Raw genomic sequence first — 23,608 nt, forward strand, 5'->3', positions numbered from 1 at the left:
CTAGCGGTGGCGCCTCAGGTCTTCGATGGTCTTGCCGTCCTCGGGAAGCGCTCCGGGCACCAGCAGCGCCACCTCGGCCCGCAGCTTGGTGACTTCGCGGATCGCCTCCTGGATGCGCTGCTCGAGTTCTTCGGAAGGTCTCGACACCTCGACCTGGAAGAGCATGTGGTCCGTGCCCATTTCGCCGCTGACGACCAGCTTGGCACGCCGTATCTCCGAAAAGCGCTCGGAGATCGATGCCACCTGGGTCGGGTGCACGAACATGCCCCGCACCTTGGTGGTCTGATCCGCGCGGCCCAGCCAGCCCTCGATGCGCAGATTGGTCCTGCCGGTGGGGCATTGGCCGGGCAGGAAGGCCGACAGGTCGCCCGTGGCAAAGCGGATCAACGGGTAGGTGGGGTTGAAGGTGGTGACGACCACCTCGCCGATTTCACCCACGGCCACCGGCTCGCCGGTGCCGGGCCGCACGATTTCCAGAACCAGGTTTTCGTCCAGCACCATGCCCTCCAGCGCCTGGGTCTCGTAGGCGATCAGGCCCAGATCGGCCGTGGCGTAGGCCTGGAAGGCCGAGATGCCCTGTTCCTGGAACCAGCCCCGCAGGCTCTGCGAGCAGGCCTCGCCACTGAAAAGGGCGCGCTTGAGCGAAGACAGGGGCACGCCCATGTCGGCGGCCCGCTCCAGAACGATCTTCAGGAAGCTCGGGGTGCCCACGTACGCCTGCGGTCCCAGATCGGCCATGGTCTGCACCTGCAGCTCCGTCTGCCCGGTGCCGGCGGGCAGCACGGTGCAGCCCAGGCTGATGGCGCTGGACTCCATGATGGCGCCAGCGGGCGTGAGGTGGTAGCTGAAGGCGTTGTGGATCAGGTCGCCGCGCCGGAAACCGGCGGCGTGCATGGCGCGCGCGACGCGCCAACTGCCCCGGCCTTCGCCCTCCGGTTCGTAGATCGGTCCCGGGCTGGCGAAGACCCGGGACATGCCGGGCCCGTAGCCGATGCTGCAGAAGCCACCAAAAGGGCCCCCATGCAACTCGCGCCCTTGGCGTTGCAGCGCGATCAGTTCGTGCTTTCGGGTCACGGGCAATTGCGCCAGCGCTTCGCGCGTGTTGATGGCCGCGGGGTCGACATCCTTGAGGATGTCGGCATAGGCGGTGGTGTGCCGTCTGGCGTGCTCGACCTGCCGCGCCAAGGCCTTCATCAGATAGGCCTCCCGCTCGGCCTGCGAGCGGGTCTCCAAGTGATCGAAATGCTCGCTCATGGTGGTATCTCCTACGCCAGCCAGCGCTTGCGCCGCTTGTAGCTCTTGATGTCCTTGAAGGACTTGCGTTCGCCCCCGCCCATGCCGAGGTAGAACTCCTTGACGTCCTCGTTGTTGCGCAGCTCGCTGGCCACGCCGTCCATCACGATGCGCCCGCTCTCCATGATGTAGCCGTAGTCGGCGTACTTCAGCGCCATGTTGGTGTTCTGCTCGGCCAGCAGGAAGGTGACCTTCTCCTTCTGGTTGAGGTCCTTGACGATCTCGAACACCTCTTCGACGATCTGCGGCGCCAGGCCCATGGAGGGTTCGTCGAGCAGCATCACGCTGGGGTTGGTCATGAGGGCGCGGCCGATGGCGCACATCTGCTGCTCGCCGCCCGAGGTGTAGGCGGCCTGGCTGGTGCGCCGGATCTTCAGGCGCGGGAAGTAGGTGTAGACCTTCTCCAGGTTGGCCGCGACCTCGGCCTTGCTCTTGCGGGTGTAGGAGCCGGTCATGAGGTTTTCCTCGATGGTGAGGTGGGCGAAGCAGTGGCGCCCCTCCATGACCTGCACGACGCCGCGCTGCACGAGGTCGGCCGGCGAGAGGTTCTCGATGCGCTCGCCGCGCAGTTCGATGCTGCCCTTGGTGACTTCGCCGCGCTCGCCCTTGAGCAGGTTGGAGATGGCGCGCAGCGTGGTGGTCTTGCCCGCGCCGTTGCCGCCCAGGATGGCCGCGATCTGGCCCTGGGGCACCTGCAGCGAGACGCCCTTGAGCACCAGGATGACGTGGTTGTAGATGACCTCGATGCCGTTGACGTTGAGCACCACCGCATCGACGGATGCGATGGCCTGAGGCGCGGCGCGGGTGGAGTCGGAAGGGCGCATGTTTTGGTCGCTGAAGCGGTGTTCAGTTGCAACTGCGGGGCGTGATGTTCTTGTCCCTGGCGTACTTGGCGGCGTGCTCCTTCACCAGGGGGTCCAGATTGGCCTTGCGAGCTTCGTACCAGTCGGATTTCACGGCCCACTTGGCGCCATCCCATTGGGCGATGCGTCCCCAGGCGGCGCCCATGTGGTTGCTGCAAGAGGTCTTGACGGGCCGCATGATCTCGCCGAAGCCGAGCGTCTTGAGCCTGGCCTCGGTGAGGTCCAGGTTTTCAAAGCCCCAGCGCACCTGCTCGGGTGTCATGGTCTTGCCCTTGCCGAACTTCTCCTGGGCGGCGCGGATGGCCTCGACCTGAAGCATCGCGATCATCATGCCGCGCGTGTGCGCCATCACGCCCACCTCACCATCGTCCTTCGCGGTGCCCATGCCCTTGTCGTAGACGAGTTTCTTGAGCTCATCGTGGACCTTGTCCCGTGCCGCGCTGTTGTGGATGGTGACGGCGTTGTAGCCCTTGGCGCCTTCGCCGATGTCCTTGACATCGTGGTCGGAGCCCGCCCACCAGACGCCATACAACTTGTCGCGTGGGAACCCGCTGGCCTGGGCCTCGCGGATGCCGGCCGGCGTCATGACCCCCGCGCTCCAGAACAGAACGTAGTCGGGACGCTGCTGGCGGATCTGCAGCCAGGCGGACTTCTGTTCGACGCCGGGCGGCGTGACGGGGAAGAGGGAGAGGTCGAAGCCATCCTGGGCGGCCAGCTTCTGCAGCAGCGGGATCGGCTCCTTGCCATAGGGCGAGTCGTGGTAGACCAGGGCGATCTTCTTGCCTTTGAGGTTGCCCTTTTCCTTGCGGGCGATGTCCTGCAGGATGATGTCGGTGGCCGTCCAGTAGGTGCCCAGCAACGGGAAGTTCCACTCGAACACCGTGCCGTCCACCGATTGCGAAAGCCCGTAGCCCATGGTCTGGATGGCGACCTTGTCGGTGAGGGCCTTGTCCGTGACGGCGAAGGTGATGCCGGTGGACTGAGGGTCGAAGCCGGAAGCGCCGGAGCCCTTGGCTTTCAAGCGGTCGTAGCACTCCACGCCTTTGGCCGCGTCGTAGGCGGTTTCGCACTCCTCGAACACGAGTTTCACGCCGTTGACACCCCCATCGCGGGCGTTGATCAGCTTGAGGTAGTCCTGCTTGCCGTCGGCCCATGGGATGCCGAGCGGCGCGAACTGGCCGGTGCGGTAGACGAGCAATGGGATGAACTGTTCGGACGCCTGTGCGCTTGCCGCGAGCGGCAAGAAGGACGTCAGGCTCATGGCCGCCAGGGCGGCGACGCGGGCGAACGAAGAAGGGCTGTGGGTCTTCATGGCGGGTCTCCTGAGAGGTTCAAGGGGTTGGGGAAAGGAAGAAGGCGAGGGTGTCGCGCGGTCAATGAGGAAAGGGCCACAGCCGCAGCTTCTGGCGCGCGGTCGACCACAGGCGGGCCAGCCCATGGGGTTCGGCGATGAGGAAAACGACAATCAGCGCGCCAAAAATCATGTGTTCCAGGAAGGCGGCGGTGCCGGTGGAAATCGGCAATCCCAGCCAATGGGGCACATGGTTGAGGACCAGCGGCAGCAGGACGATGAAGGCTGCGCCCATGGGGGCGCCGACGATGGAGCCCAGGCCGCCGATGATCACCATGAAGAGCAACTGGAACGACTTGTCGATGCCGAAAGCCGCGGGTTCCCAGGCCCCCAGATGGACGAATCCCCAGAGCGCGCCGGCCACACCGACGATGAAGCTGCTGACCGCGAACGCGCTGAGCTTGGCGCTCACCGGCCGGATGCCGATGACGGCGGCGGCCACGTCCATGTCGCGGATCGCCATCCACTCGCGGCCCTTGGCGCTGCGCACCAGGTTCTTGGCCATCAGGCCGAGCACCACCAGCAACGTGAGGCAGAGCAGGTACTTGCGGGCGGGCGTGTCCAGCGCCATGCCGAGAAAATCGAGGGACCGGATGCTCACCAGTCCCGATGTCGAGTGGTTGGTGACCCAGGCCGCGCGGTTGACGAACCAGTCCACGAAGAACTGGGCCGCCAGCGTGGCCACGGCCAGGTACAGGCCACGGATGCGAAGGCTGGGGATGCCGAACACGATGCCCAGGGCCATGGCGCACAGCCCACCGCCGATCAGCGCGAGCAACAGGGGCAGGCCTTCGATGCGGACCTGGAGGTTGTACGCCGCATAGGCCCCCACCGCCATGAAGGCCCCCGTACCCAGCGAGATCTGGCCGCAGTAACCGACCAGGATGTTCACGCCCAAGGCCGCGAGCGAGAGGATCAGGAAGGGGATGAGCACGGCGCGGAAGGCGTAGTCGCTGGCCAGCAGGGGGATGGCCACGAAAGCGAGCACGGCGAGCAGACCGATGGCGAGCCGGTCCTGTGCCACCGTGAAGATCTGCTGATCGGCGCGGTAGGAGGTCTTGAGCTGACCGTTCTCCCGGTAAAACATGGTGCGTGTCCTTGTGCGTGTGTCGGGAGGAGGGGGTCAGACGCGATCGATGATCTTGTCGCCGAAGAGGCCCTGCGGGCGGACCAGCAGGAAGAGCAGTGCCAGCACGTAGGCGAACCAGTTCTCGATCCCGCCACCCACCATGGGGCCGATGTAGATCTCCGAGAGCTTCTCGCCCACGCCGATGATCAAGCCGCCCACGATGGCGCCGGGCACGGAGGTGAGGCCGCCCAGGATCACCACCGGCAAGGCCTTGAGCGCCACCAGCGAGATGGAGTACTGCACACCGAGCTTGGAGCCCCAGATGATCCCGGCCACCAGCGCCACGAGGCCGCCCACCGACCAGACGATGACCCAGATGCGGTTGAGCGGAATGCCGATGGACTGCGCGGCCTGGTGGTCGTCGGCCACGGCGCGCAGCGCCCGGCCGGTGCCCGTCTTCTGGAAGAACAGCGTGAGCAAGGCCACCAGCATGGCGGCAATGGCGGCGGCATACAGGTCTTCCAGGCTCAGCAACAGCCCGCCCTGGAAGGTGCTCTCGAGCACGATGATCGGATCCTTGGGCATGCCGACATCGATCTTGTAGGTGCTGCTGCCGAACACCAGCTGGGCCAGGCCATCCAGGAAGTAGCTGATGCCGAGCGTGGCCATCAGCAAGGTGATGCCGTCCTGGTTGACGAGATGGCGCAAGACGCCCATCTCGATGAGCTGCGCCACGACCACCATCAGCAGCACGACGGTGGCCAAGGCCAACAGATTGCCCAGCCACTTGCTCTCGATGCCCAGCCACAGGGGGATCCACTCGGAGAAGCGGGCCATGGCCAGGGCGGCGAAGAGCACCATGGCGCCCTGGGCGAAGTTGAAGACGCCGGAGGCCTTGAAGATCAGCACGAAGCCCAGCGCGACCAGCGAATACAGCATGCCCACCATCAGGCCGCCGAAGAGAGTCTCAAGAAAAAATGCCATGGTGTCGTTCTCGTTCAGTGACTCGTGCCGAGGTAGGCGCTGATGACCTCCTCGTTGCGGCGGACCTCTTCGGGGGTGCCGTCGCCGATCTTCTTGCCGTAGTCCAGCACCACCACGCGGTCGGAGATGTCCATCACCACGCCCATGTCGTGCTCGATCAGCACGATGGTGGTGCCGAACTCGTCGTTCACGTCCAGGATGAAGCGGCTCATGTCCTGCTTCTCCTCCAGGTTCATGCCCGCCATCGGCTCGTCCAGCAGCAGCACCTGCGGCTCCATGGCCAGCGCTCGGCCCAGGTCCACGCGCTTCTGCAGCCCGTAGGGCAGCTGCCCCACCGGCGTCTTGCGGTGGGCCTGGATCTCCAGGAAGTCGATGATGTGTTCGACGAACTCGCGGTGCGCTTCTTCTTCCTTCTGAGCGCCGCCGATGCCGAAGGGGTTGCGGAAGGCCTGCGCGAGCAGCCCGCTCCTGATGCGCAGGTTGCGCCCGGTCATGAGGTTGTCGATCACGCTCATGCCCTTGAAGAGGGCCAGGTTCTGGAAGGTGCGCGCGATGCCCATCTCGGCCACCTGGCGGCTGTTCATGTGCCTGAAGGTGCGGCCGCGGAAGCTGATCGAGCCCTCCTGGGGCTGGTACACCCCGTTGATGCAGTTGAGCATGGAGCTCTTGCCCGCGCCGTTGGGCCCGATGATGGCGCGCACCTCGTGCTCGCGCACGTCAAAGCTGATGTCGGTCAGCGCCTTGACGCCGCCAAAGCGCAGGCTGATGTTCTGGACGTTGAGGACGACGTCGCCGATCTTCTTCTGTGTCATGTTGGGGTCTGGCTCAATCAGGCTGCGGCCTTGACGGGGGTGAAGGTCTTCGCGTCGCTCAGCTTGAGCGTGGCGCTGACCGAGCCGGTGCGCCCGTCCTCGAACTTCACCTGCGTCTGGATGTACTGCTCGGCCTTGCCGCCGTACAGCGCCTCGACCAGCACGCCGTACTTCTCGGCGATGAAGCCGCGGCGCACCTTGTTGGTGCGGGTGAGCTCGCCGTCGTCGGCGTCCAGCTCCTTGTGCAGCACCAGGAAGCGGCTGATCTGGCTGCCCGCGAGCAGCTCGTCTCGGCTGAGGTCGGCGTTGACCTTCTCCACGCACTCGCGGATGAGTTCGTACACCTCGGGCTTCTGCGCCAGGTCGGTGTAGCCCGCGTAGGGCAGGTTGCGCCGCTCGGCCCAGTTGCCCACCGCCTCGAAGTCGATGTTGACCATCACGCAGACCCGCTCGCGCTGGTCGCCGTAGGCCACGGCCTCCTTGATGTGGGAGAAGAACTTGAGCTTGTTCTCCACGTACTTGGGCGCGAACATGGCGCCGTCGTGCGCGCCGCCCTTCAGCCGCCCCACGTCCTTGACGCGGTCGATGATCTTCAGGTGCCCCGAGGCGTCGATGAAGCCCGCGTCGCTGGTGTGGTACCAGCCGTCGGCGGTGAGCACCTCGGCCGTGGCGGCCTCGTTCTTGTAGTAGCCCTTGAGCAGGCCGGGGGACTTGACCAGGATCTCGCCGGTCTCGGAGAGCTTGATCTCCACACCCTCGCAGGGCACGCCCACGGTGTCGGCGCGGGCCTCGTGGTCGGGCTGCAGGCAGACGAACACGGCCGTTTCGGTGGAGCCGTAGAGCTGCTTCATGTTGATGCCGATGGAGCGGTAGAAGCTGAAGAGGTCGGGCCCGATGGCTTCGCCCGCGGTGTAGGCCACGCGCACGCGGCTCATGCCCAGGTTGTTGCGCAGCGGGCCGTAGACCAGCCAGTCGCCCAGGCGGTACTTGATCGAGTCGATCAGGCCGATGGGTTTGCCGTCCATGCGGTCCGGGCCCACGCGGCGGGCCAGCGCCATGAAGCGGTGGAACATGCCGCGCTTGATCGCGCCGGCGTCTTCCATGCGGATCATCACGCTGGTGAGCAGGCCTTCGAAGATGCGCGGTGGCGCGAAGTAGTAGGTCGGGCCGACTTCCTTGAGGTCGATCGTGACCGTGGAGGCCGACTCCGGGCAGTTCACCACGTAGCCACAGGCCAGCCACTGCGCGTAGCTGAAGATGTTCTGGCCGATCCAGGCGGGAGGCAGGTAGGCAAGAACTTCCTCGTGGTCGCTCAGGCTGTCGAAGAGGGCGCCCGCCCGCGCCCGGTTGAGCAGCGTGTGGTGCGTGTGCACCACGCCCTTGGGGTTGCCGGTGGTGCCGCTGGTGAAGAACATGGCGGCCACGTCGTGGGCATGGGTCTTGCCGATCTCGGTGCGGAAGAACTGGGTGTGGCTGTGGGCAAAGGCTCGGCCGATCTTGATGAGCGAGGCCAGCGGCACAAGGCCAGGGTGGTCGTAGTTGCGCAGGCCGCGCGGGTCGTCGTAGTAGATGTGGCTGAGCTGCGGGCAGCGCTCGCGGATCTCCAGCATCTTGTCGACCTGCTCCTGGTCTTCCACCACGCAGAAGCGCACCTCGGCGTTGTTGATCGGGAAGACGCATTCGGCGGCCACCGCGTCCTGGTACAGCGGCACCGGGATGGCGCCCAGCGACTGCGCCGCCAGCATGGTGGCGTAGAGGAAAGGGCGGTTGCCACTGACCAGCGCCAGGTGCTCACCCCGCCGCAGGCCCGCGCAATACAGGCCGCAGGCGATGTGCTCCACGAGTCGGGCCAGTTCGGCCCAGGTCGTGGTTTGCCAGATGCCGTATTCCTTCTCGCGCATGGCCGGCGCATCGCCGCGCTCAAGCGCATGGTGCAGCAGCATCAGCGGAAAGGTGTTTCCCATCGATCGGTTCCTTCAAGGGGTCGTTTTGAGCAGGGCCGATGCTAGGGAGGGTCTCTCGCCCAGTTTGTCCGTGACACACCATTCCTAGGGAAGTCACCTAATGCCTCGCGCGATTTACCATTGCCCGGATGTGTGCAGAAGCAGAAAACGAACGGCCGGCCACGGGGCGCGAACTCGACCGCATTCCCTGGGTGGCCGTGCTCTCGGGCGAGGACCGCGCGTGGGTGGTGCCCCGCCTGCGGGTGCGCGAATGGGAGGCCGGTCGCTTCGTGGTGCGGGCGGGCGATCCATCCACCCACTGGAGGGGCGTGCTCGAAGGCATGCTGCGGGTGGAGCACCCGCATGGCGATGAGGATCACCTCATGTTCAGCGGCATCCCAGCGGGCGGCTGGTTCGGCGAAGGCACTTTGCTCAAAGGCCACGCGTTCATGTTCAGCGTGCAGGCCCTGCGCAAAAGCGTGGTGGCCAGCCTGGCCGCGGCCGACTTCCACCTGCTGGCGCGGCGTTCGATTGCCTTCAACCGCCATGCCATGGGGCAACTCAATGAGCGCCTGGCGCAATTCATCGCGGCCCGGGAAATCGAACGCATGGCCGACGACGAGCAGCGTTTGGCCTGCAGCCTGCTCTGGCTCCGCAATCCGGTGCTGTTTCCCTCCGCCGGCAACGTGCTGTCGATCACGCAGCAGGACCTCTCCAACCTGATCGGCATCTCGCGCCAGCGTGTCAACCGGGCGCTTGCGCGGCTGGAGGACCGGGGGGTGCTCCGGGCGGAGTACCGCACGCTGCGCGTCCTGGACGCGCAAAAGCTCGTTGACCTGACCGTGGAGCACTGAGCCCGCGCCACCGCGCCGACATCCACCTAGGGAAGACCCGAGAATTGTGATTGGGCGGACAAAAAACCACCCGAGGCTGACCTACCGTGGAGGGCTTCTTCACCTTTCGATGTCCACCCACTCGACATGCCCGCCCCCGTTTCTCCGCCCCGACGCCGGTCCGCCTCTCCCGAAGAGCTGGCCCAGATCCACTGGCTGCAGCGGCTCGCACCGGAAGACCGGCACTGGGTGAGCGCGGAGATCCAGGTTCTGCAATTGCGCGCGCAGGAGCATCTTTGCCAGTTCGGCAGCCTTCCCACGCACTGGTACGGCACGCTCAAGGGACTGCTCAAGCTCGGCAACGACCGACGCGACGGCCTGGCCATCACCTACGCCGGCCTGCCCACCAGCGGGTGGTTCGGCGAGGGCACGGTGATCAAGCTGGAGCCTTACCGGTACACGGTATCGGCCATTCGCGCCAGCACGGTGGGCTGCCTGCCGGTGGGGGCGTTTCATCGCTTGCTGGAAGGGTCGCTGGAGTTCAACCAGTACCTCATGGCGCAGATCAACGAGCGCTTGGGCCAGTTCATGGCGGCGCGCGTGACCGACCGCCTGCGCAATCCCGAGATCCGGGTGGCGCGCAGCCTGCTCGCGCTGTTCAACCCGGTGCTGTATCCGGCGGTCGATCCGTTCTTCCAGATCACGCAGCAGGAGCTGTCGTACCTGATCGGCATCCCGCGCCAGCGCATCAACGCGGCCCTGCAGCAATTGGTGGCGAAAGGCGCGGTCGAGCTGGGCTATGGCGGGGTGCGGGTGATCGACGCACAGCGCCTGGGCGAGATCGCCGCGCAGCGGGACTCGGTGCCGCGCGGGCCTCAGAGCGAATCGGCGAGCATGGCGCGGTAGTCGTCCGCGCTGGCCAGGCGCGGGTTGGTCTTGTGGCAGTGGTCGGCCAGAGCGCCTTCGATCACGCGGTCGAACAGGTCGGGCGTGACGCCCATGGCCGCCAGGCCACTGGGCAGGCCCAGGCGAGCGCTCATGTCCTTGACGGCCTCGGGCACGTCGCTGCCGCTGGCGAGGCCCATGGCGTGAGCCATGCGTTGCAGGCGGTGGTCCTTCTTCATCGACTCGGCTTCGGCGTTGAAACGGATGACGGCGGGCAGGAACACCGCGTTGAGCGTGCCGTGGTGCAGGCGCGGGTTCACGCCGCCCAGGCTGTGGCTGAGCGAATGCACACAGCCCAGCCCCTTCTGGAACGCCATCGCGCCCTGCATGGACGCGCTCATCATGTTCAGGCGGGCCTCTCGGTCCTGGCCCTCCTTGGTGGCGCGCTCGATGTGCGCCCAGCCGCGCTGCAGGCCGTCGAGGCCGATGCCATCGGCCGGCGGGTTGAAGGCGGGGGCCATGAAGGTTTCCATGCAGTGGGCGATGGCGTCCATGCCGGTGGCGGCGGTGAGCATGGGCGGCAGGCCCAGCGTGAGTTCGGGGTCGAGCAGGGCGGTCCTGGGCACCAGGTGCCAGCTGTGGAAACCGAGCTTGCGGCCGTCGTCCACGATCACGATGGCGCCGCGCGCCACTTCGCTGCCGGTGCCGGCGGTGGTGGGCACGGCGATCAGGGCGGGCACGCGGTCGGTGATCTTCGGTGAGCCGCCTTCGATGGTGGCGTAGGTCTTGAGCGGGCCTTCGTGCGTGGACGCGATGGCCACGCCCTTGGCGCAATCGATGGCGCTGCCGCCGCCGAGCGCGATCAGGCCGTCGCAGCCCGCCTGGCGGTACACCTTGACGGCGGCGCGCACGGCCGCTTCGGTGGGGTTGGATGGCGTCTGGTCGAACACCGCCGGCTGCAGGCCAGGCAGGGCGGCCAGGGCCTTGTCGAGCAGGCCCGCGGCCTTCACGCCCGCGTCGGTGACGATGAGCGGGCGGGTGATGCCGACGCGCTCGCACTCCGCTTTCAATTGCGCGAGGGCGCCGAAATCGATCAGGACGTTGGTGACGTAAAGAATTTGGGCCATGTGGGTCTCCGTGGTGCGAGGAAAACTATACGGTTGACCCGGGGCCTTGCCTATGGCGCTGGGCCTGCACGGGTCGCGCAAAAGACAGCCACAATCGCATGCCATGTCGAATGCACCCGATCCCCGCGACCTGCTCACGCCCATGATGCGTGGCGTGCTCGACCGCATCGCCCGCGCCGGGCACCCGCCGCTGCACGCGCTGCCGCCGGAACAGGCCAAGGCGGCCTACGAGGCCGGTGCCGGCGTGCTGGAGGTGCCCTCGCACCCCATGGCCCGCGTGGAAGACCTGCGCATCCCGGCGCGCGATGGTGCCGACCTGCCGGCGCGCCTCTTCGCGCCCGAGTCAGGGAGCCCGCTGCCGGTGCTGTTGTACTTTCACGGCGGAGGCTTCACGGTGGGCAGTGTCACCACCCACGGGCCGCTGTGTCGCCAACTCGCCCATCTCGCGGGCTGTGCCGTGCTCTCGGTGGACTACCGGCTCGCGCCCGAGGCGAAATTTCCGACCGCGGTGCACGATGCCTGGGACAGCCTGGCCTGGCTGCGTGAACACGCCAACGCACTCGGGCTGGATGGCACCCGCATCGCGGTGGGCGGCGACAGCGCAGGCGGCACGCTGGCGGCGGTGACGGCGATCGCCGCGCGCGACGCGGGCTGGCCGCTGGCCTTGCAATGCCTGTTCTACCCCGGTTGTGCGGGCCACCAGGACACGGCCAGCCACAAGACCTTCGCCCAAGGCTTCCTGCTCGAGGAAGCGGACATCCGCTATTTCTTCGGCCATTACCTGCGCGACGCGGCCGACCGGGACGACTGGCGCTTTGCCCCGCTGGACGGGGTCGACGAAAGCGGTCACCCGCGCGATCTGGACGACGTGGCGCCGGCCTGGATCGGCCTGGCCGAATGCGACGCCCTCACCGACGAGGGCGTGATGTACGCCGACCGCCTGCGCCATGCCGGCGTGGCGGTGGACCTGGAGATCTACGCCGGCGTGGTCCACGGCTTCATCAACTTCGGTCGAGCCATTCCCCAGGCCAGGACCGCCCACCAACACGCGGCCCTGGCGCTGCGCAACGCTTTTGGAGCCGCTTGAGATGAGCTTGACCCGATCCGACTTCCGCTTCTTCCACCGCCTGCGCGTGCGCTGGGCCGAGGTGGACATGCAGAAAATCGTGTTCAACGCGCACTACCTGATGTACTTCGACACCGCCATCACCGATTACTGGCGCGCGCTGGCCCTGCCGTACCACGAGACGATGGAGCAGCTCGAAGGCGATCTGTACGTGGTGAAAGCCACCGTGGAGTTCCATGCCTCGGCGCGGGTGGACGACCAGATCGACGTGGCCATGAAGTGCAGCCGCATCGGCACCTCGTCGCTCAGCTTCACCGGCGCGATCTTTCGCGGTGACGAGCACCTGATCAGCGGCGAGCTGATCTACGTGTTCGCCGACCCCGCCACGCAGAAGTCCCGCCCGGTGCCGCCCGCGCTGCGCGAGGCCCTCAACGGCTACGAGGCCGGCGAGCCCATGAGCTCGGTGCGCGTGGGACCCTGGAGCGAACTCGGCACCGACGCACAGCGCCTGCGCACGGCGGTGTTCGTGGAGGAGCAGCGCATCCCCAAGGAACTCGAATGGGACGAAGCCGATGCGGTCGCGCTGCACGCCGTGGCCTACAACCGCCTGGGCCGCGCGGTGGCCACGGGACGCATGCTGCCGCACGAACCGGGCGTGGCGCGCATCGGCCGCATGGCGGTAGAGCGTTCGTTGCGGGGCGGGCGGTTGGGGCGGGACGTGCTGCACGCATTGATGGGCGCGGCCCGCGAGCGCGGCGACACCGAAGTGATGCTGCACGCACAGCGCAGCGCCGAGGGCTTTTACACCCGGCTGGGCTTCGACCGCCGGGGTGAGGCCTTCGAAGAGGCCGGCATCCCGCACCAGGAAATGGTCGCGAAACTCTGATCCGGGCAGGCTTTCACCACACCAGCGTTTCGCGCCGGTGGGGCACGGCCTCGAACGGGCCGCCCAGTGCCGCGTGGTCGTGCGTCCACTCGTCCATGCGCACCTCCCAGCCCTGGTCGGCGCCGGGCCGCGCGCTCACCACCAGGCTGCTGCGGGTGCCGTAGGCGCGGTCGGGCATGTGCACGAAGGGGCTGGAGAGCGCGCGCTCCATGTCGTCGGGCACACCGGTGTGCGGCAGTTCGCGCACTTCGGCCTGCGCGCGGTCGGTGAGCGTGCGCGCCAGCGGCTGCAGCCAGTCGTCCGAGGCGGAGCGCTGGTGCAGGCCCACCAGCGCATCGGCCACGGCCCGCTTGAGGCGCTGGGTCTTGGGCCAGGGCGTGTCCAGGCTGGCGTTGGACAGGCCATAGACGCCAGCCTCCAGCGCCTTGCGGTACAGCCCGGGCGAGCGCGCCTCGTGCGGTGCATCGGGATGGCGGTTGCTCAGCCAGGTCCAACGGTGGCGGTGGAAGTCGCCCACCACCAGATTGAAGCCGCCGTAGGCGCCAGGATCGATCGTGGTGGCGAGTTGGTCCACGTCGTGGTCGTCGCCCTGGCCCTGCAGCCAGCGCGTGACCAGCTCACCCCGGCTGCGCGGGCCCGGGCCGGCCTGCGTCTGCCGCACATTGGTGAGCATGGCGACCCGGCCACGAGGGCTCAAACCGAGCCAGGTGCCGCCGTCGCGCAGGTCGCGCCCGGCCACGATCTCGGTGCCGTCGGCGAGGGTCCAGCGGTGCAGGGCTTCGGTCGGCCGGTCCAGGAACTCGTCGCGGTTGGCCGCGATGAGCAGGGGACAGCCCGGGTCGGCGTGCAGGGCAAAGGCGATCAGACACATGGCGCACCCGCCGCGTTGCTCAGATGTCGTCCAGCAAGGGGTAGGGCAGGGGCAGCAGTTGCAGCACCGGGCCCTGCGCGCCGCCGATGTGCAGGCTGCCTTGCGCGGCCGCGCTGGTCTGCAGCGAGACGATGGCATCGAAACCACCCGAAGGATGGGCCGCCGCCTGCACCACGGTGCCGCAGGGTTGTTCGGCGTCGCCGTCATGGAACACATCCTGGCCGGCCGCCATGGGTGTCTGGCCATGCACCAGATAGGCGCGGCGCTTGAGCGTGCCGCGGAACTGGCTGCGGGCCACCACCTCCTGGCCGGGGTAGCAGCCCTTCTTGAAGTTCACGCCGCCGACCGATTCGTAGTTCAGCATCTGCGGCACAAAGGCCTCGAACACCGGCTGGCTCAAGGTGGCCACGCCGCTGCGAACGTCCAGCCATTGCCACAGCGGCTCGGCCATGGCGTCCCCCGCCGGCGCTTCGGTTTGCACGGGCGCAACCCACAGGGCTCTCGCCAGGCCTTCGGCCGGGTACAGGCGCACCACGCTGGCTTCGCCATCGCGCCACTGGCTCCACAAGGTGGGCGGCAGGGCCGGCGGCACGGCGCTGCCCACGAGGCCGAAGAGGGCGTAGGCCTCGCTCGCGTCGCTGAGTCTGGCCTTGGCGCGCAGCACGAACATGGACAGGCGCTTGAGCGTGGGGGCCAGCAGGTCGCGGCTGCAGACCAGCAGGATCTCGTCGGGGCCGCGCTTGAAGCCCACGAAGCTGGCCTGCATGCGGCCCTTGGCCGAGCAGAACGCGGCCAGGCGAGCCTCGGACTGGCCGAGCATGGCGAAATCCTGCGTGAGCTGACCCTGCAGGAACTTCGCGGCGTCTTCGCCTTCCACCCGGATCACACCCAGGTGCGGCAGCGGGGCAACGCCGCTTGTGGCCAGGCCGTCGGGGATGCTGGAGGGGATCGTCGAGGTGCTCATGGCGTCGATTATCATGGCCGGCCCGGTTCCCCGCCGCCCCTCCACGCCTTGTCCCTGCCGAGCCCAAGCCTGTGATCCGTCTCCTGAAAATGTTGCTGGTTGTGTCCCTGCTGCTGGGCATGCTGCTGGCCGCGGGCGGCATGTGGTGGCTGCAGCAACCGCTGCCCCTGGCGGCAAGCACCTCGGCACAGAACCCGCTGCTCGTCACGATCGAGCCCGGGGCCTCGGCCCAGTCGGTGGCCGACACCCTGCAGGCCTCCGGCGTGAACACACCCTCGCAGTTGCTGTATGCGTGGTTCCGCTTTTCCGGCCAGGCCCGCGACATCAAGGCCGGCACCTACGAAATCGCACCCGGCACCACGCCTCGGGCGCTGCTGTCCAAGCTGGTGCGCGGCGAACAGGCGCTGCGCAGCATCACCCTGCTGGAAGGCTGGAACATCCGCCAGGTGCTGCAGGCCGTGCGCACCTCGCCCGACCTCACGCAGGACATCGAGGGCATGAGCCAGAACGACATCATGGCGCTCATCGGTTACCCGGGCCGGCATCCCGAAGGGCGCTTCTTCCCGGATACCTACCGCGTGGTCACGCGCGCGCCGGCCTCCAGCGTGCTGCGCCAAGCCGCGCAGGCCATGGAGCAGCGCCTGACCCAGGTGTGGGAGCAGCGCGACCCGGCATCGCCGCTGCGCACGCCCGACGAGGCGCTCATCCTGGCCAGCATCGTCGAAAAGGAAACCGGCCTCGAGAGCGACCGCCGGCGCGTCGCGGGGGTGTTCTCCAACCGCCTGCGCATCGGCATGCGGCTGCAGACCGATCCGGCGGTGATCTACGGCCTGGGCGAACGTTTTGACGGCAACCTGCGCCGGGTCGACCTGCAGACCGACACCGCCTACAACACCTACACCCGCGCCGGCCTGCCGCCCACGCCCATCGCCATTCCGGGCATGGCCTCGCTGCTGGCGGCGGTGCGTCCCCAGCCCACCAACGCCATCTATTTCGTTTCGCGCGGCGACGGCTCCAGCCAGTTCAGCGCCACCCTCGAAGAGCACAATGCCGCGGTCCAGCGCTACATCCTGCGCCGCTGATCCCGCGCAGGCACCCACCCCACTTCCGCACATGCATCCGGCCGGACTCTTCATCACCTTCGAAGGCATCGACGGCGCGGGCAAGTCCACCCACATCGCCGCGCTGGCCGACGCCTTCCGCGCGGCGGGCCGCAGCGTCGCGCTCACCCGCGAGCCCGGTGGCACCCCGCTGGCGGAAAAGCTCCGCGAACTGGTGCTGAACGACGCCATGGACCCGCTGAGCGAGGCCCTGTTGATGTTCGCGGCGCGCCGCGATCACCTGCAACAGGTCATCGAACCCGCCTTGGCGTGGGGCGAGGTGGTGCTGTGCGACCGGTTCACCGACGCCACCTTCGCCTACCAGGGCAGCGGCCGTGGGTTCGACCTCGAGGTCCTGCGGCAACTGGAGCGCTGGGTCCAGGGGCAGCCTGGCACGGACGCGCTGCGCCAACCCGACCTCACGGTGTGGTTCGACCTGCCGCCCGCCGTGGCCGCGCAGCGCCTGGCCTCCGCCCGCGTGCCCGACCGTTTCGAGTCGCAACCGCAGGCGTTCTTCGAGCGGGTGGCGGCGGGCTACGCCCAGCGCATGGAAGGCGCACCCGAGCGCTTTGCCCGCATCGCGTCCGACCAGCCCAAGGCCGAGGTCTGGCAGCAGGTGCGCCAGGCGTTCGAACAGCGTGGCTGGCTTCAACCCACCGAGGCCCGCGCATGAGCCCGCTCGCACCCTGGCTGCAGAAACAGCTGCGCGGCCTGCTGGCCCAGCGCGGCCACGCCCTGCTGCTGTCCGGCCCGTCGGGCCTGGGCCAGTACGACCTCGCGCTGGCGCTGGCCCGCGCCTGGCTGTGCGAGCAGCCGACCCCCGATGGGGCCTGCGGCGTCTGTGGCAGCTGCCATGCGATCGACGTGCGCACCCATGCCGACCTGTGCGCGCTCATGCCCGAGACCCTGAGCCTGGAACTCGGCTGGCCGCTGGACGAGGGCGCGCAGAAAGAAATCGACGACAAGAAGCGCAAGGCCAGCAAGCTCATCCGCGTGGAGGCGGCGCGCGAGGCGGTGGGCTTCACGCAGTTCACGCGCTCGCGCGGCCGCACCAAGGTGATCCTGGTGCACCCGGCCGAGCGCATGAACATCGAGTCGGCCAACACCTTGCTCAAGACGCTGGAAGAACCGGTGGGGGAAGTGCGCTTCGTGCTCTCCACCGAAGCCGCGCACCAGCTGCTGCCCACCATCCGCAGCCGATGCCAGACCCACAGCATGGTGTGGCCCGAGGAGGCCGAGGCGCTGGACTGGCTGGTGCAACAGGCCACCGACGGCAACAAAGCGGTGGACCGCGCGCAGGCCGCCGTGTGGCTGCAGGCCGCCGGTGGCCGGCCCGACGATGCCCTGGCCTGGGCGGCCACCGGTTTGCAGGGCGCGACCTGGGCGCAACTGCCCCAGGCGTTGGCCCGAGGCGATTGGGGCACTCTCAATGGCTGGCCGCCGGCCCAGCAACTCGCCGTGCTGCAGAAGCTGTGCCACGACCTCATGGCCCGGGCCGCGGGCGCGCCCGCGCGCTTTTTCCAGACCGATCAGCTCCCCCCGCCCCCCGCTGGGGCGCGCTGGCGCAGTGGTCGCGCGAGCTCATGAGCGCCGCGCGCTCGGTCGAGCACCCCTACAACGCCGGCCTGATGCAGGAAGCCTGGGCGGCGCGCACCCGGCAGGTGCTGGCCAGCGGGGCGGGGCGCAAGGGCTGACACACGGCCTTAAAACCACCCGCGCGGCAGGGTATTGCCGCTAAACTCGCCAACCATGAGCACCTCCCCCCCTCCATCGGCCGCGGCGGCGCGGCCGAGCGTGATCCAGCTCTCCATCAAGGAAAAGGCGGCGCTGTACGCCGCTTACATCCCCTTGTTCGCCGATGGCGGCATCTTCATCCCTTCTTCGCGCGAATACCGGCTGGGCGATGACGTGTACGTGCTGCTCAGCCTGCCCGACGACCCGCAGCGTTACCCGGTCGCGGGCAAGGTGGCCTGGGTCACTCCCGCCAAGGCCCAGGGGGCCCGCACGCAGGGCGTGGGCATCCGGTTCCCGGCCGACGAGAAGTCGCGCCAGCTCAAATTGAAGATCGAGGAGATCCTGGGCTCCAGCCTCGGTTCCGACCGCGCCACCCAGACACTCTGACACCCCGATTCCCGGCCAGCCGATGCGGCGCACAATGCGGTGCCCATCGGCTTTTTCGTGCCGGCACCTTTTCCGTATGTTCACCGACTCCCACTGCCACCTCAGCTTTCCCGAGCTCCGGGCCCAACTGCCCGACATCCTCGACGCCATGTCGCAAGCCCAGGTCGACCGGGCCCTGTGCATCTGCACCACGCTGGAAGAATTCGAAGACGTCTACAGCCTCGCCCGCGACCACGACCACCTCTGGTCCACCGTGGGCGTGCATCCCGACAGCGACGAAGTGCAGGAGCCCATGCTCGAGGACCTGCTGGAACGCGCGGCCCGCCCGCGGGTGGTGGGCATCGGTGAAACCGGGCTGGACTACTACCGCCTGGGCGACCGCACGGTGGCCGACATGGAGTGGCAGCGCGAGCGGTTTCGCGTCCACATCCGCGCCGCCCGCCAGACCGCGCTGCCCTTGGTGATCCACACCCGCAGCGCGTCCGACGACACGGTGGCGATCCTGCGCGAGGAGGGCGGTTTCGCCTCCGACACCACCGCCGGGCTGGCGCCGGCAAAAGGGGTCTTTCACTGCTTCACCGAAAGCATGTCGGTGGCCCGTGCCGCGCTCGACCTCGGTTTCTTCATCTCCTTCTCCGGCATCCTGACGTTTCGCACCGCGGCCGATCTGCGCGAGGTGGCCGCCTATGTGCCGCTGGACCGCACCCTCATCGAGACCGACAGCCCCTACCTCGCACCCGTGCCCTACCGCGGCAAGACGAACACGCCGGCTTACGTGCCCTGGGTCGCCAAGCAGGTCGCCGAGCTCAAGGGACTCAGCGTGGAGGCCGTGGCCGAAGCCACCAGCCGCAATTTCGAGCAGCTGTTTGACCACGTGATCGCCGCTCCATCGACGCAAAAATCCTCATCCAATACATGAGAAATATTAAAAAGCTCCTTGTTTTTAAATGGATCGTTGGCCTGATCCTGGCATGCACGGGTTCGGCCTGGGCCAACTCGTTCGACGACTTCTTCATCGCCGTCGCGAAAGACGACGTCGCGACCGTGCGGCAGCTCGGGCAGCGGGGTTTCGACCTGAACACCCGCAACGCCGCAGGCGAACACGCCTTGTACCTTGCGATTCGCGGCGACGCACCACAGGTGACCGACTTTCTGCTGAGCCAGAACAAGGTGGACGTGGAAGCTCGCACCAGCAAGGACGAGAGCCCCCTGATGATCGCGGCGATCAAGGGCCAGCTGGATCTGGCCAAACGGCTGATCGCGCGCAAGGCCGAGGTCAACAAGCCGGGCTGGACGCCCTTGCACTACGCCGCCAGCCACGGCGACGACAACAGCGCGGCCATGGTGCGCCTGCTGCTCGAACACCACGCCTACATCGACGCCGAGTCGCCCAACAAGACCACGCCCCTCATGATGGCCGCCCAATACGGCAGCGCGGGCGTGGTCAAGCTGTTGCTGGAGGAGGGCGCCGACCCCCTGCTCAGGAACGAACGGGGACTGACCGCGATTGATTTCGCGCGGCAGGCGAATCGGCAGGCTTCCGCCGATATCATTGCGGCCTTTGTGCGCGCCCAGCAGCCCAAAGGCAAGTGGTGAAGCCAGGCCTGCGACCCGCAGGCCTCTGGTCGAACTGGCCTGGAGTAGGTGTAACCCACATGCGCCAAATGGCGCGGCCGCATCAAAATCGCCCCCGACACCCACAAATTGAGGAGACGCCGTGAAATTGGCAAGCCAAAAGGACTTTTTCTCTGGACTCATGTTCACCATCGTTGGCATCACGTTTGCCATCGGAGCGACCAACTTCACGGTTGGCAGCGCGGCGCGCATGGGCCCAGGCTACTTCCCACTGTTGCTAGGCATCGTCCTGGCGGGGCTGGGAGTGATCGTGACGCTGCAGTCATTCAAGAGCAAGGCCATCGATGGTGACCCCATCGGCAGCATTGCCTGGCGCCCCCTGGGCTTCATCATCGGCGCCAACCTGGCTTTCGGCATCCTGCTCGTCGGCCTGCCAAGCGTGGGCCTTCCCGCCTTCGGCCTGATCGTCGCGATCTACGCACTGGTCCTCATTGCCGGCTACGCGCGCCCCAACTCCAGCCTCAAGGAGTCGGTGATCCTCGCGACCATCCTTGCCGTCGGCAGCTACGGCGCCTTTGTCTACGCATTGAATCTGCAGTTCCCGGTGTGGCCTGCGTTCCTGACCGCCTGATCCGGAGACTCTTTTCATGGAACTTTTTGACCATCTGGCGCTGGGCTTCGGCGTCGCCTTCACTTTCCAGAACATCCTCTACGCCCTGGTGGGTTGCCTGCTGGGCACCCTGATCGGCGTGCTGCCCGGCATCGGCCCGGTCGCCACCATCGCCATGCTGCTGCCCGCCACTTACGGCCTGCCGCCCGTGGCCGCACTGATCATGCTGGCCGGTATCTACTACGGCGCGCAGTACGGTGGTTCCACCACCGCCATTCTGGTCAACCTGCCGGGCGAGTCGTCTTCGGTGGTGACCGTGATCGACGGCCACCAGATGGCGAAGAAGGGCCGGGCAGGCCCCGCGCTGGCGGCCGCTGGTCTGGGTTCGTTTTTCGCGGGTTGCGTCGGCACCTTGGTGCTGGCCGCGTTCGCGCCGCCGCTGACCGAGGTGGCCCTGAGCTTCGGCCCCGCCGAGTACTTCTCGCTCATGATCGTGGGCCTGATCGGCGCCGTGGTGCTGGCTTCGGGTTCGCTCGTCAAGGCGCTGGCCATGATCGTGCTGGGCCTGCTGCTGGGCCTGGTGGGCACCGACGTGAACTCGGGCGTGGCCCGCTTCAGCTTCGACGTGCCTGAACTCACCGACGGCATCAGCTTCGTCGTGATCGCCATGGGCGTGTTCGGCTACGGCGAAATCATCCACAACCTGTCCCACCCCGAAGGCGAACGCCAGGTGTTCACCGACAAGGTGCACGGCCTGATGCCCACCAAGGAAGACTTCAAGAACATGCTGCCGGCCGTTTTGCGTGGCACGGCCCTGGGTTCTGCGCTGGGCATCCTGCCTGGCGGTGGTGCGCTGCTGTCGGCTTTCGCCGCCTACACGATCGAGAAGAAGCTCAAGCTCAAGCCCGGTGAGATCCCGTTCGGCAAGGGCAACATCCGCGGCGTGGCCGGCCCCGAGTCCGCCAACAACGCCGGCGCGCAGACCTCCTTCATCCCGCTGCTCACGCTGGGCATTCCGCCCAACGCCGTGATGGCGCTGATGGTGGGTGCCATGACCATTCACAACATCCAGCCGGGCCCGCAGGTCATGACCAGCAACCCGGAACTGTTCTGGGGCCTGATCGCTTCCATGTGGATCGGCAACGCCATGCTGATCATCCTGAACCTGCCGCTGATCGGCATGTGGATCAAGCTGCTGGCCGTGCCTTACCGCTGGCTGTTCCCGGCCATCGTGCTGTTCTGCGCGATCGGTGTGTACTCGACCAACAACAACAGCTTCGACATCTGGATGGTGGCGCTGTTCGGCGTGATCGGCTACATCTTCATCAAGCTCGGTTGCGAGCCGGCGCCCTTGCTGCTCGGCTTCATCCTGGGCCCGATGATGGAAGAGTACCTGCGCCGCGCCCTGCTGATCTCGCGTGGCGACTGGTCGGTCTTCGTGACCCGCCCGATCTCCGCCTCCTTGCTGGCCGTGGCCGTGGCCTTGCTGCTCATCGTGCTGCTGCCATCGATCAAGAAGAAGCGCGAAGAAGCCTTCGTCGAGGACTGAAGCACCGGGCGCATCGCACGCCCAATCTCTTCACCAAGCCCGGGCCGCTGCAAAGTGGCCCGGGCTTTTTTTGCCTTGATCTTTCATTCAAAAGGTGGATGTTGATACTTCGATGGGATCGTCATATTTCCTTTGAAAATCAACCTCATGCAGAAAAATATGCGCATCGCTGTATATACTTTGATATTGCGATCCACCACCTTCCATGAGATGCCCATGAAAACCTTCGCCACCCGCTCTCTGGCCTTCGCTCTGGCCGCCGGCTTTGCCTTCGCCTCGCACGCGGCCGACGTCACGGTCTCGGCCGCGGCCAGCCTGACCAACGCCTTCCGCGAAATCGCGCCCCTGTTCGAATCGGCGAATCCGGGCACCAAGGTGCAACTCAACTTCGCCGCTTCGGGCGCCTTGCTGCAGCAAATCGCCAAGGGCGCGCCGGCCGATGTCTTTGCCAGCGCCGACCAGGAAACCATGGACCAGGCCCAAACCCAGGGTCTGGTGAAGGAAGCCCAGCGTCGCAACTTTGTGTCCAACGCCCTGGTGGTCATCGTGCCCAGCGCCAGCGCCAACGCGCCGAAATCGACCAACGATCTCACCCAGCCGGCCTATGCCCGCATCGCGATCGGCCTTCCCGCCAGCGTGCCGGTGGGCCGCTACACCAAGAGCGTGCTGGAAGGCGCCAACCTCTGGGGCGCGATCGAGCCCAAGATGATCGGCGCCAGCAACGTGCGCCAGGCCTTGGACTACGTGGCGCGAGGGGAGGTCGATGCCGGCTTCGTCTATTCGACGGACGCCGCCATCATGTTGGACAAGGTGAAGGTCGCGCTCACGGTGCCGACGCCCAAGCCCATCCTGTACCCTGTGGCACCGCTGCCCGCCGGCCCCAATGCCGCGCAGGGTGAGAAATTCGTCGACTTCCTGTTCACCCCGCCGGCCCAGGCCATCCTCAGCAAGTACGGCTTCGGCAAGCCCTGATTTCGAGAACCGGAGCGCCCCGTGGCCGAAGCCTGGATACCCCTCGCGCTCACCCTCAAGGTGGCGGGCTGGGCCACCGCCATCAACCTGCTGCTCGGTGTGGGTGTGGGCTACGCGCTGGCGCGCTGGCGCTTCCCCGGCCGTGAGGTGGTGGACGCCGCGCTGACGCTGCCGATGGTGATGCCACCGACGGTGCTGGGCTACTACCTGCTGGTGGTCATCGGCACCCACGGCGTGCTGGGTGCCTGGCTGCTCGAACACTTCGGCCTGCGTCTCATCTTCACGGTGCCGGCCGCCATCATCGCGGCCACCATCGTCTCCTTCCCCCTGGTGTTCAAGGCCGCGCGCGCGGCTTTCGAAACGGTGGACCCGCAATTGGAAGATGCGGCCCGCACCCTCGGCATCAACGAGTGGGCGGTGTTCTTCCGGGTGTCGTTGCCTCTGGCGTGGCGCGGCATTCTCGCGGGCCTGCTGCTGTCGTTCGCCCGGGCGCTGGGTGAGTTCGGCGCCACGCTGATGGTGGCCGGCAGCATCGCGGGCAAGACGCAGACCCTGTCCATCGCCGTCTACGAAGCGGTGCAGGCCGGCCAGGATCACACGGCGAACTTCCTCGTGGCGGTGACCTCGATCACCTGCATGGTGGTGCTGCTGAGCGCGGGCCGCCTGGTGCCGGGCCGCGTGGCCGCGCGGGCTTGAGATGTACCGGGACAACACGCTTCCTCTGGCCATGGCAT

At 67.1% G+C, this 23,608-nt stretch carries 23 protein-coding genes and 1 pseudogene; 14 read left to right on the plus strand and 10 right to left on the minus strand.

From position 1 onward, the window contains the following. From ABSY19_RS28215 to ABSY19_RS28245, 7 genes are all read right to left on the minus strand, one after another. Nucleotides 1-1,254 carry a phenylacetate--CoA ligase family protein gene (locus ABSY19_RS28215; protein ID WP_382157847.1) on the minus strand — a complete coding sequence of 418 codons (1,254 nt, stop codon included), beginning with the start codon at nt 1,252-1,254 and terminating at the stop codon, nt 1-3. An 11-nt stretch (nt 1,255-1,265) separates the two neighbouring features. After that, nucleotides 1,266-2,117 (minus strand): ABC transporter ATP-binding protein, encoded by an 852-nt coding sequence (locus tag ABSY19_RS28220; protein ID WP_382157848.1) that lies wholly within the window; start codon nt 2,115-2,117, stop codon nt 1,266-1,268. A 22-nt stretch (nt 2,118-2,139) separates the two neighbouring features. Further along, nucleotides 2,140-3,417, minus strand: a complete 1,278-nt coding sequence (locus ABSY19_RS28225; RefSeq protein ID WP_382163978.1) for an ABC transporter substrate-binding protein — start codon at nt 3,415-3,417, stop codon at nt 2,140-2,142. A 112-nt stretch (nt 3,418-3,529) separates the two neighbouring features. Next, the gene (locus tag ABSY19_RS28230; RefSeq protein ID WP_382157850.1) at nt 3,530-4,594 is read right to left on the minus strand and encodes a branched-chain amino acid ABC transporter permease; all 1,065 of its coding nucleotides are present in this window, start codon (nt 4,592-4,594) and stop codon (nt 3,530-3,532) included. A gap of 36 nt (nt 4,595-4,630) precedes the next feature. Then, nucleotides 4,631-5,560 carry a branched-chain amino acid ABC transporter permease gene (locus ABSY19_RS28235; protein WP_382157852.1) on the minus strand — a complete coding sequence of 310 codons (930 nt, stop codon included), beginning with the start codon at nt 5,558-5,560 and terminating at the stop codon, nt 4,631-4,633. A 14-nt stretch (nt 5,561-5,574) separates the two neighbouring features. Further along, nucleotides 5,575-6,372, minus strand: a complete 798-nt coding sequence (locus ABSY19_RS28240; RefSeq protein WP_382153996.1) for an ABC transporter ATP-binding protein — start codon at nt 6,370-6,372, stop codon at nt 5,575-5,577. Between the two features lie 17 nt (nt 6,373-6,389). Beyond that, nucleotides 6,390-8,336: an AMP-dependent synthetase/ligase gene (locus ABSY19_RS28245; protein WP_382157854.1), complete on the minus strand. Its 1,947-nt coding sequence runs from the start codon at nt 8,334-8,336 to the stop codon at nt 6,390-6,392. Between the two features lie 128 nt (nt 8,337-8,464). On the opposite strand from ABSY19_RS28245, the gene ABSY19_RS28250 reads away from it, so the two are divergent. Both ABSY19_RS28250 and ABSY19_RS28255 read left to right on the plus strand, forming a co-directional pair. Continuing rightward, complete coding sequence (locus ABSY19_RS28250) at nt 8,465-9,169, plus strand: Crp/Fnr family transcriptional regulator (protein ID WP_382157856.1); 705 nt, start codon at nt 8,465-8,467, stop codon at nt 9,167-9,169. 126 nt (nt 9,170-9,295) lie between these two features. Beyond that, entirely contained in the window at nt 9,296-10,054 is a 759-nt protein-coding gene (locus ABSY19_RS28255; RefSeq protein ID WP_382157858.1) for a Crp/Fnr family transcriptional regulator, read from the plus strand. On the opposite strand, the gene ABSY19_RS28260 is transcribed toward ABSY19_RS28255, so the two are convergent. Continuing rightward, complete coding sequence (locus tag ABSY19_RS28260) at nt 10,024-11,160, minus strand: iron-containing alcohol dehydrogenase (RefSeq protein ID WP_382157860.1); 1,137 nt, start codon at nt 11,158-11,160, stop codon at nt 10,024-10,026. The two genes, ABSY19_RS28255 and ABSY19_RS28260, sit on opposite strands and share 31 nt — an antisense overlap. Before the next feature lie 103 nt (nt 11,161-11,263). Here ABSY19_RS28260 and ABSY19_RS28265 point away from each other — a divergent pair, with 103 nt between their 5' ends. Both ABSY19_RS28265 and ABSY19_RS28270 read left to right on the plus strand, forming a co-directional pair. Next, the gene (locus tag ABSY19_RS28265) at nt 11,264-12,247 is read left to right on the plus strand and encodes an alpha/beta hydrolase (protein WP_382157862.1); all 984 of its coding nucleotides are present in this window, start codon (nt 11,264-11,266) and stop codon (nt 12,245-12,247) included. 1 nt (nt 12,248) lies between these two features. Next, nucleotides 12,249-13,112: a YbgC/FadM family acyl-CoA thioesterase gene (locus ABSY19_RS28270; protein ID WP_382157864.1), complete on the plus strand. Its 864-nt coding sequence runs from the start codon at nt 12,249-12,251 to the stop codon at nt 13,110-13,112. A gap of 13 nt (nt 13,113-13,125) precedes the next feature. Here the strand turns inward: ABSY19_RS28270 and ABSY19_RS28275 are convergent, their stop codons facing one another. Both ABSY19_RS28275 and ABSY19_RS28280 read right to left on the minus strand, forming a co-directional pair. Continuing rightward, nucleotides 13,126-13,983 carry an NRDE family protein gene (locus tag ABSY19_RS28275; protein ID WP_382157866.1) on the minus strand — a complete coding sequence of 286 codons (858 nt, stop codon included), beginning with the start codon at nt 13,981-13,983 and terminating at the stop codon, nt 13,126-13,128. Between the two features lie 19 nt (nt 13,984-14,002). Continuing rightward, nucleotides 14,003-14,947 carry a YgfZ/GcvT domain-containing protein gene (locus tag ABSY19_RS28280; RefSeq protein ID WP_382157868.1) on the minus strand — a complete coding sequence of 315 codons (945 nt, stop codon included), beginning with the start codon at nt 14,945-14,947 and terminating at the stop codon, nt 14,003-14,005. Nucleotides 14,948-15,036: 89 nt separating this feature from the next. Here ABSY19_RS28280 and mltG point away from each other — a divergent pair, with 89 nt between their 5' ends. From mltG to modB, 10 genes and pseudogenes are all read left to right on the plus strand, one after another. After that, nucleotides 15,037-16,029 (plus strand): endolytic transglycosylase MltG, encoded by a 993-nt coding sequence (gene mltG / locus ABSY19_RS28285; RefSeq protein ID WP_291119500.1) that lies wholly within the window; start codon nt 15,037-15,039, stop codon nt 16,027-16,029. A 31-nt stretch (nt 16,030-16,060) separates the two neighbouring features. Next, on the plus strand, nt 16,061-16,720 hold the full coding sequence (gene tmk, locus ABSY19_RS28290; protein ID WP_382157870.1) for a dTMP kinase: 660 nt from the start codon (nt 16,061-16,063) through the stop codon (nt 16,718-16,720). Continuing rightward, nucleotides 16,717-17,741: pseudogene (locus ABSY19_RS28295) on the plus strand (DNA polymerase III subunit delta'). Before tmk ends, ABSY19_RS28295 begins: the two are co-directional and overlap by 4 nt. Nucleotides 17,742-17,796: 55 nt before the next feature. Beyond that, the gene (locus tag ABSY19_RS28300) at nt 17,797-18,168 is read left to right on the plus strand and encodes a PilZ domain-containing protein (RefSeq protein WP_291119507.1); all 372 of its coding nucleotides are present in this window, start codon (nt 17,797-17,799) and stop codon (nt 18,166-18,168) included. 76 nt (nt 18,169-18,244) lie between these two features. Continuing rightward, the gene (locus ABSY19_RS28305; RefSeq protein ID WP_382157872.1) at nt 18,245-19,087 is read left to right on the plus strand and encodes a TatD family hydrolase; all 843 of its coding nucleotides are present in this window, start codon (nt 18,245-18,247) and stop codon (nt 19,085-19,087) included. Next, on the plus strand, nt 19,084-19,764 hold the full coding sequence (locus ABSY19_RS28310; protein ID WP_382157874.1) for an ankyrin repeat domain-containing protein: 681 nt from the start codon (nt 19,084-19,086) through the stop codon (nt 19,762-19,764). Before ABSY19_RS28305 ends, ABSY19_RS28310 begins: the two co-directional genes overlap by 4 nt. Before the next feature lie 121 nt (nt 19,765-19,885). Continuing rightward, a complete protein-coding gene (locus tag ABSY19_RS28315; protein WP_382157876.1) occupies nt 19,886-20,374 on the plus strand; it encodes a tripartite tricarboxylate transporter TctB family protein in 489 nt (162 codons plus the stop codon). Nucleotides 20,375-20,390: 16 nt separating this feature from the next. After that, nucleotides 20,391-21,902 carry a tripartite tricarboxylate transporter permease gene (locus ABSY19_RS28320; RefSeq protein WP_382157878.1) on the plus strand — a complete coding sequence of 504 codons (1,512 nt, stop codon included), beginning with the start codon at nt 20,391-20,393 and terminating at the stop codon, nt 21,900-21,902. 216 nt (nt 21,903-22,118) lie between these two features. Then, on the plus strand, nt 22,119-22,874 hold the full coding sequence (gene modA / locus ABSY19_RS28325; protein ID WP_382157880.1) for a molybdate ABC transporter substrate-binding protein: 756 nt from the start codon (nt 22,119-22,121) through the stop codon (nt 22,872-22,874). Nucleotides 22,875-22,895: 21 nt separating this feature from the next. Then, complete coding sequence (gene modB / locus ABSY19_RS28330) at nt 22,896-23,570, plus strand: molybdate ABC transporter permease subunit (RefSeq protein WP_382157882.1); 675 nt, start codon at nt 22,896-22,898, stop codon at nt 23,568-23,570. Nucleotides 23,571-23,608 lie beyond the last annotated feature (38 nt).

The sequence above is a fragment of the Hydrogenophaga sp. ANAO-22 genome, from assembly GCF_042466645.1.
In the GTDB taxonomy this organism is placed as follows: domain Bacteria; phylum Pseudomonadota; class Gammaproteobacteria; order Burkholderiales; family Burkholderiaceae_C; genus Hydrogenophaga.

Bases quoted from the DNA above. Each gene is read 5' to 3' on its own strand.
- ABSY19_RS28225 (WP_382163978.1), bottom strand. From the start codon at position 3,417: ATGAGCCTGACGTCCTTCTTGCCGCTCGCGGCAAGCGCACAGGCGTCC.
- ABSY19_RS28255 (WP_382157858.1), top strand. From the start codon at position 9,296: ATGCCCGCCCCCGTTTCTCCGCCCCGACGCCGGTCCGCCTCTCCCGAA.
- ABSY19_RS28300 (WP_291119507.1), top strand. From the start codon at position 17,797: ATGAGCACCTCCCCCCCTCCATCGGCCGCGGCGGCGCGGCCGAGCGTG.
- ABSY19_RS28260 (WP_382157860.1), bottom strand. From the start codon at position 11,160: ATGGCCCAAATTCTTTACGTCACCAACGTCCTGATCGATTTCGGCGCC.
- ABSY19_RS28265 (WP_382157862.1), top strand. From the start codon at position 11,264: ATGTCGAATGCACCCGATCCCCGCGACCTGCTCACGCCCATGATGCGT.
- ABSY19_RS28320 (WP_382157878.1), top strand. From the start codon at position 20,391: ATGGAACTTTTTGACCATCTGGCGCTGGGCTTCGGCGTCGCCTTCACT.
- modA (WP_382157880.1), top strand. From the start codon at position 22,119: ATGAAAACCTTCGCCACCCGCTCTCTGGCCTTCGCTCTGGCCGCCGGC.
- ABSY19_RS28310 (WP_382157874.1), top strand. From the start codon at position 19,084: ATGAGAAATATTAAAAAGCTCCTTGTTTTTAAATGGATCGTTGGCCTG.
- ABSY19_RS28220 (WP_382157848.1), bottom strand. From the start codon at position 2,117: ATGCGCCCTTCCGACTCCACCCGCGCCGCGCCTCAGGCCATCGCATCC.
- ABSY19_RS28240 (WP_382153996.1), bottom strand. From the start codon at position 6,372: ATGACACAGAAGAAGATCGGCGACGTCGTCCTCAACGTCCAGAACATC.
- ABSY19_RS28305 (WP_382157872.1), top strand. From the start codon at position 18,245: ATGTTCACCGACTCCCACTGCCACCTCAGCTTTCCCGAGCTCCGGGCC.
- ABSY19_RS28250 (WP_382157856.1), top strand. From the start codon at position 8,465: ATGTGTGCAGAAGCAGAAAACGAACGGCCGGCCACGGGGCGCGAACTC.
- ABSY19_RS28215 (WP_382157847.1), bottom strand. From the start codon at position 1,254: ATGAGCGAGCATTTCGATCACTTGGAGACCCGCTCGCAGGCCGAGCGG.
- ABSY19_RS28270 (WP_382157864.1), top strand. From the start codon at position 12,249: ATGAGCTTGACCCGATCCGACTTCCGCTTCTTCCACCGCCTGCGCGTG.
- ABSY19_RS28280 (WP_382157868.1), bottom strand. From the start codon at position 14,947: ATGAGCACCTCGACGATCCCCTCCAGCATCCCCGACGGCCTGGCCACA.
- ABSY19_RS28245 (WP_382157854.1), bottom strand. From the start codon at position 8,336: ATGGGAAACACCTTTCCGCTGATGCTGCTGCACCATGCGCTTGAGCGC.
- ABSY19_RS28230 (WP_382157850.1), bottom strand. From the start codon at position 4,594: ATGTTTTACCGGGAGAACGGTCAGCTCAAGACCTCCTACCGCGCCGAT.
- mltG (WP_291119500.1), top strand. From the start codon at position 15,037: ATGTTGCTGGTTGTGTCCCTGCTGCTGGGCATGCTGCTGGCCGCGGGC.
- ABSY19_RS28235 (WP_382157852.1), bottom strand. From the start codon at position 5,560: ATGGCATTTTTTCTTGAGACTCTCTTCGGCGGCCTGATGGTGGGCATG.
- ABSY19_RS28275 (WP_382157866.1), bottom strand. From the start codon at position 13,983: ATGTGTCTGATCGCCTTTGCCCTGCACGCCGACCCGGGCTGTCCCCTG.
- tmk (WP_382157870.1), top strand. From the start codon at position 16,061: ATGCATCCGGCCGGACTCTTCATCACCTTCGAAGGCATCGACGGCGCG.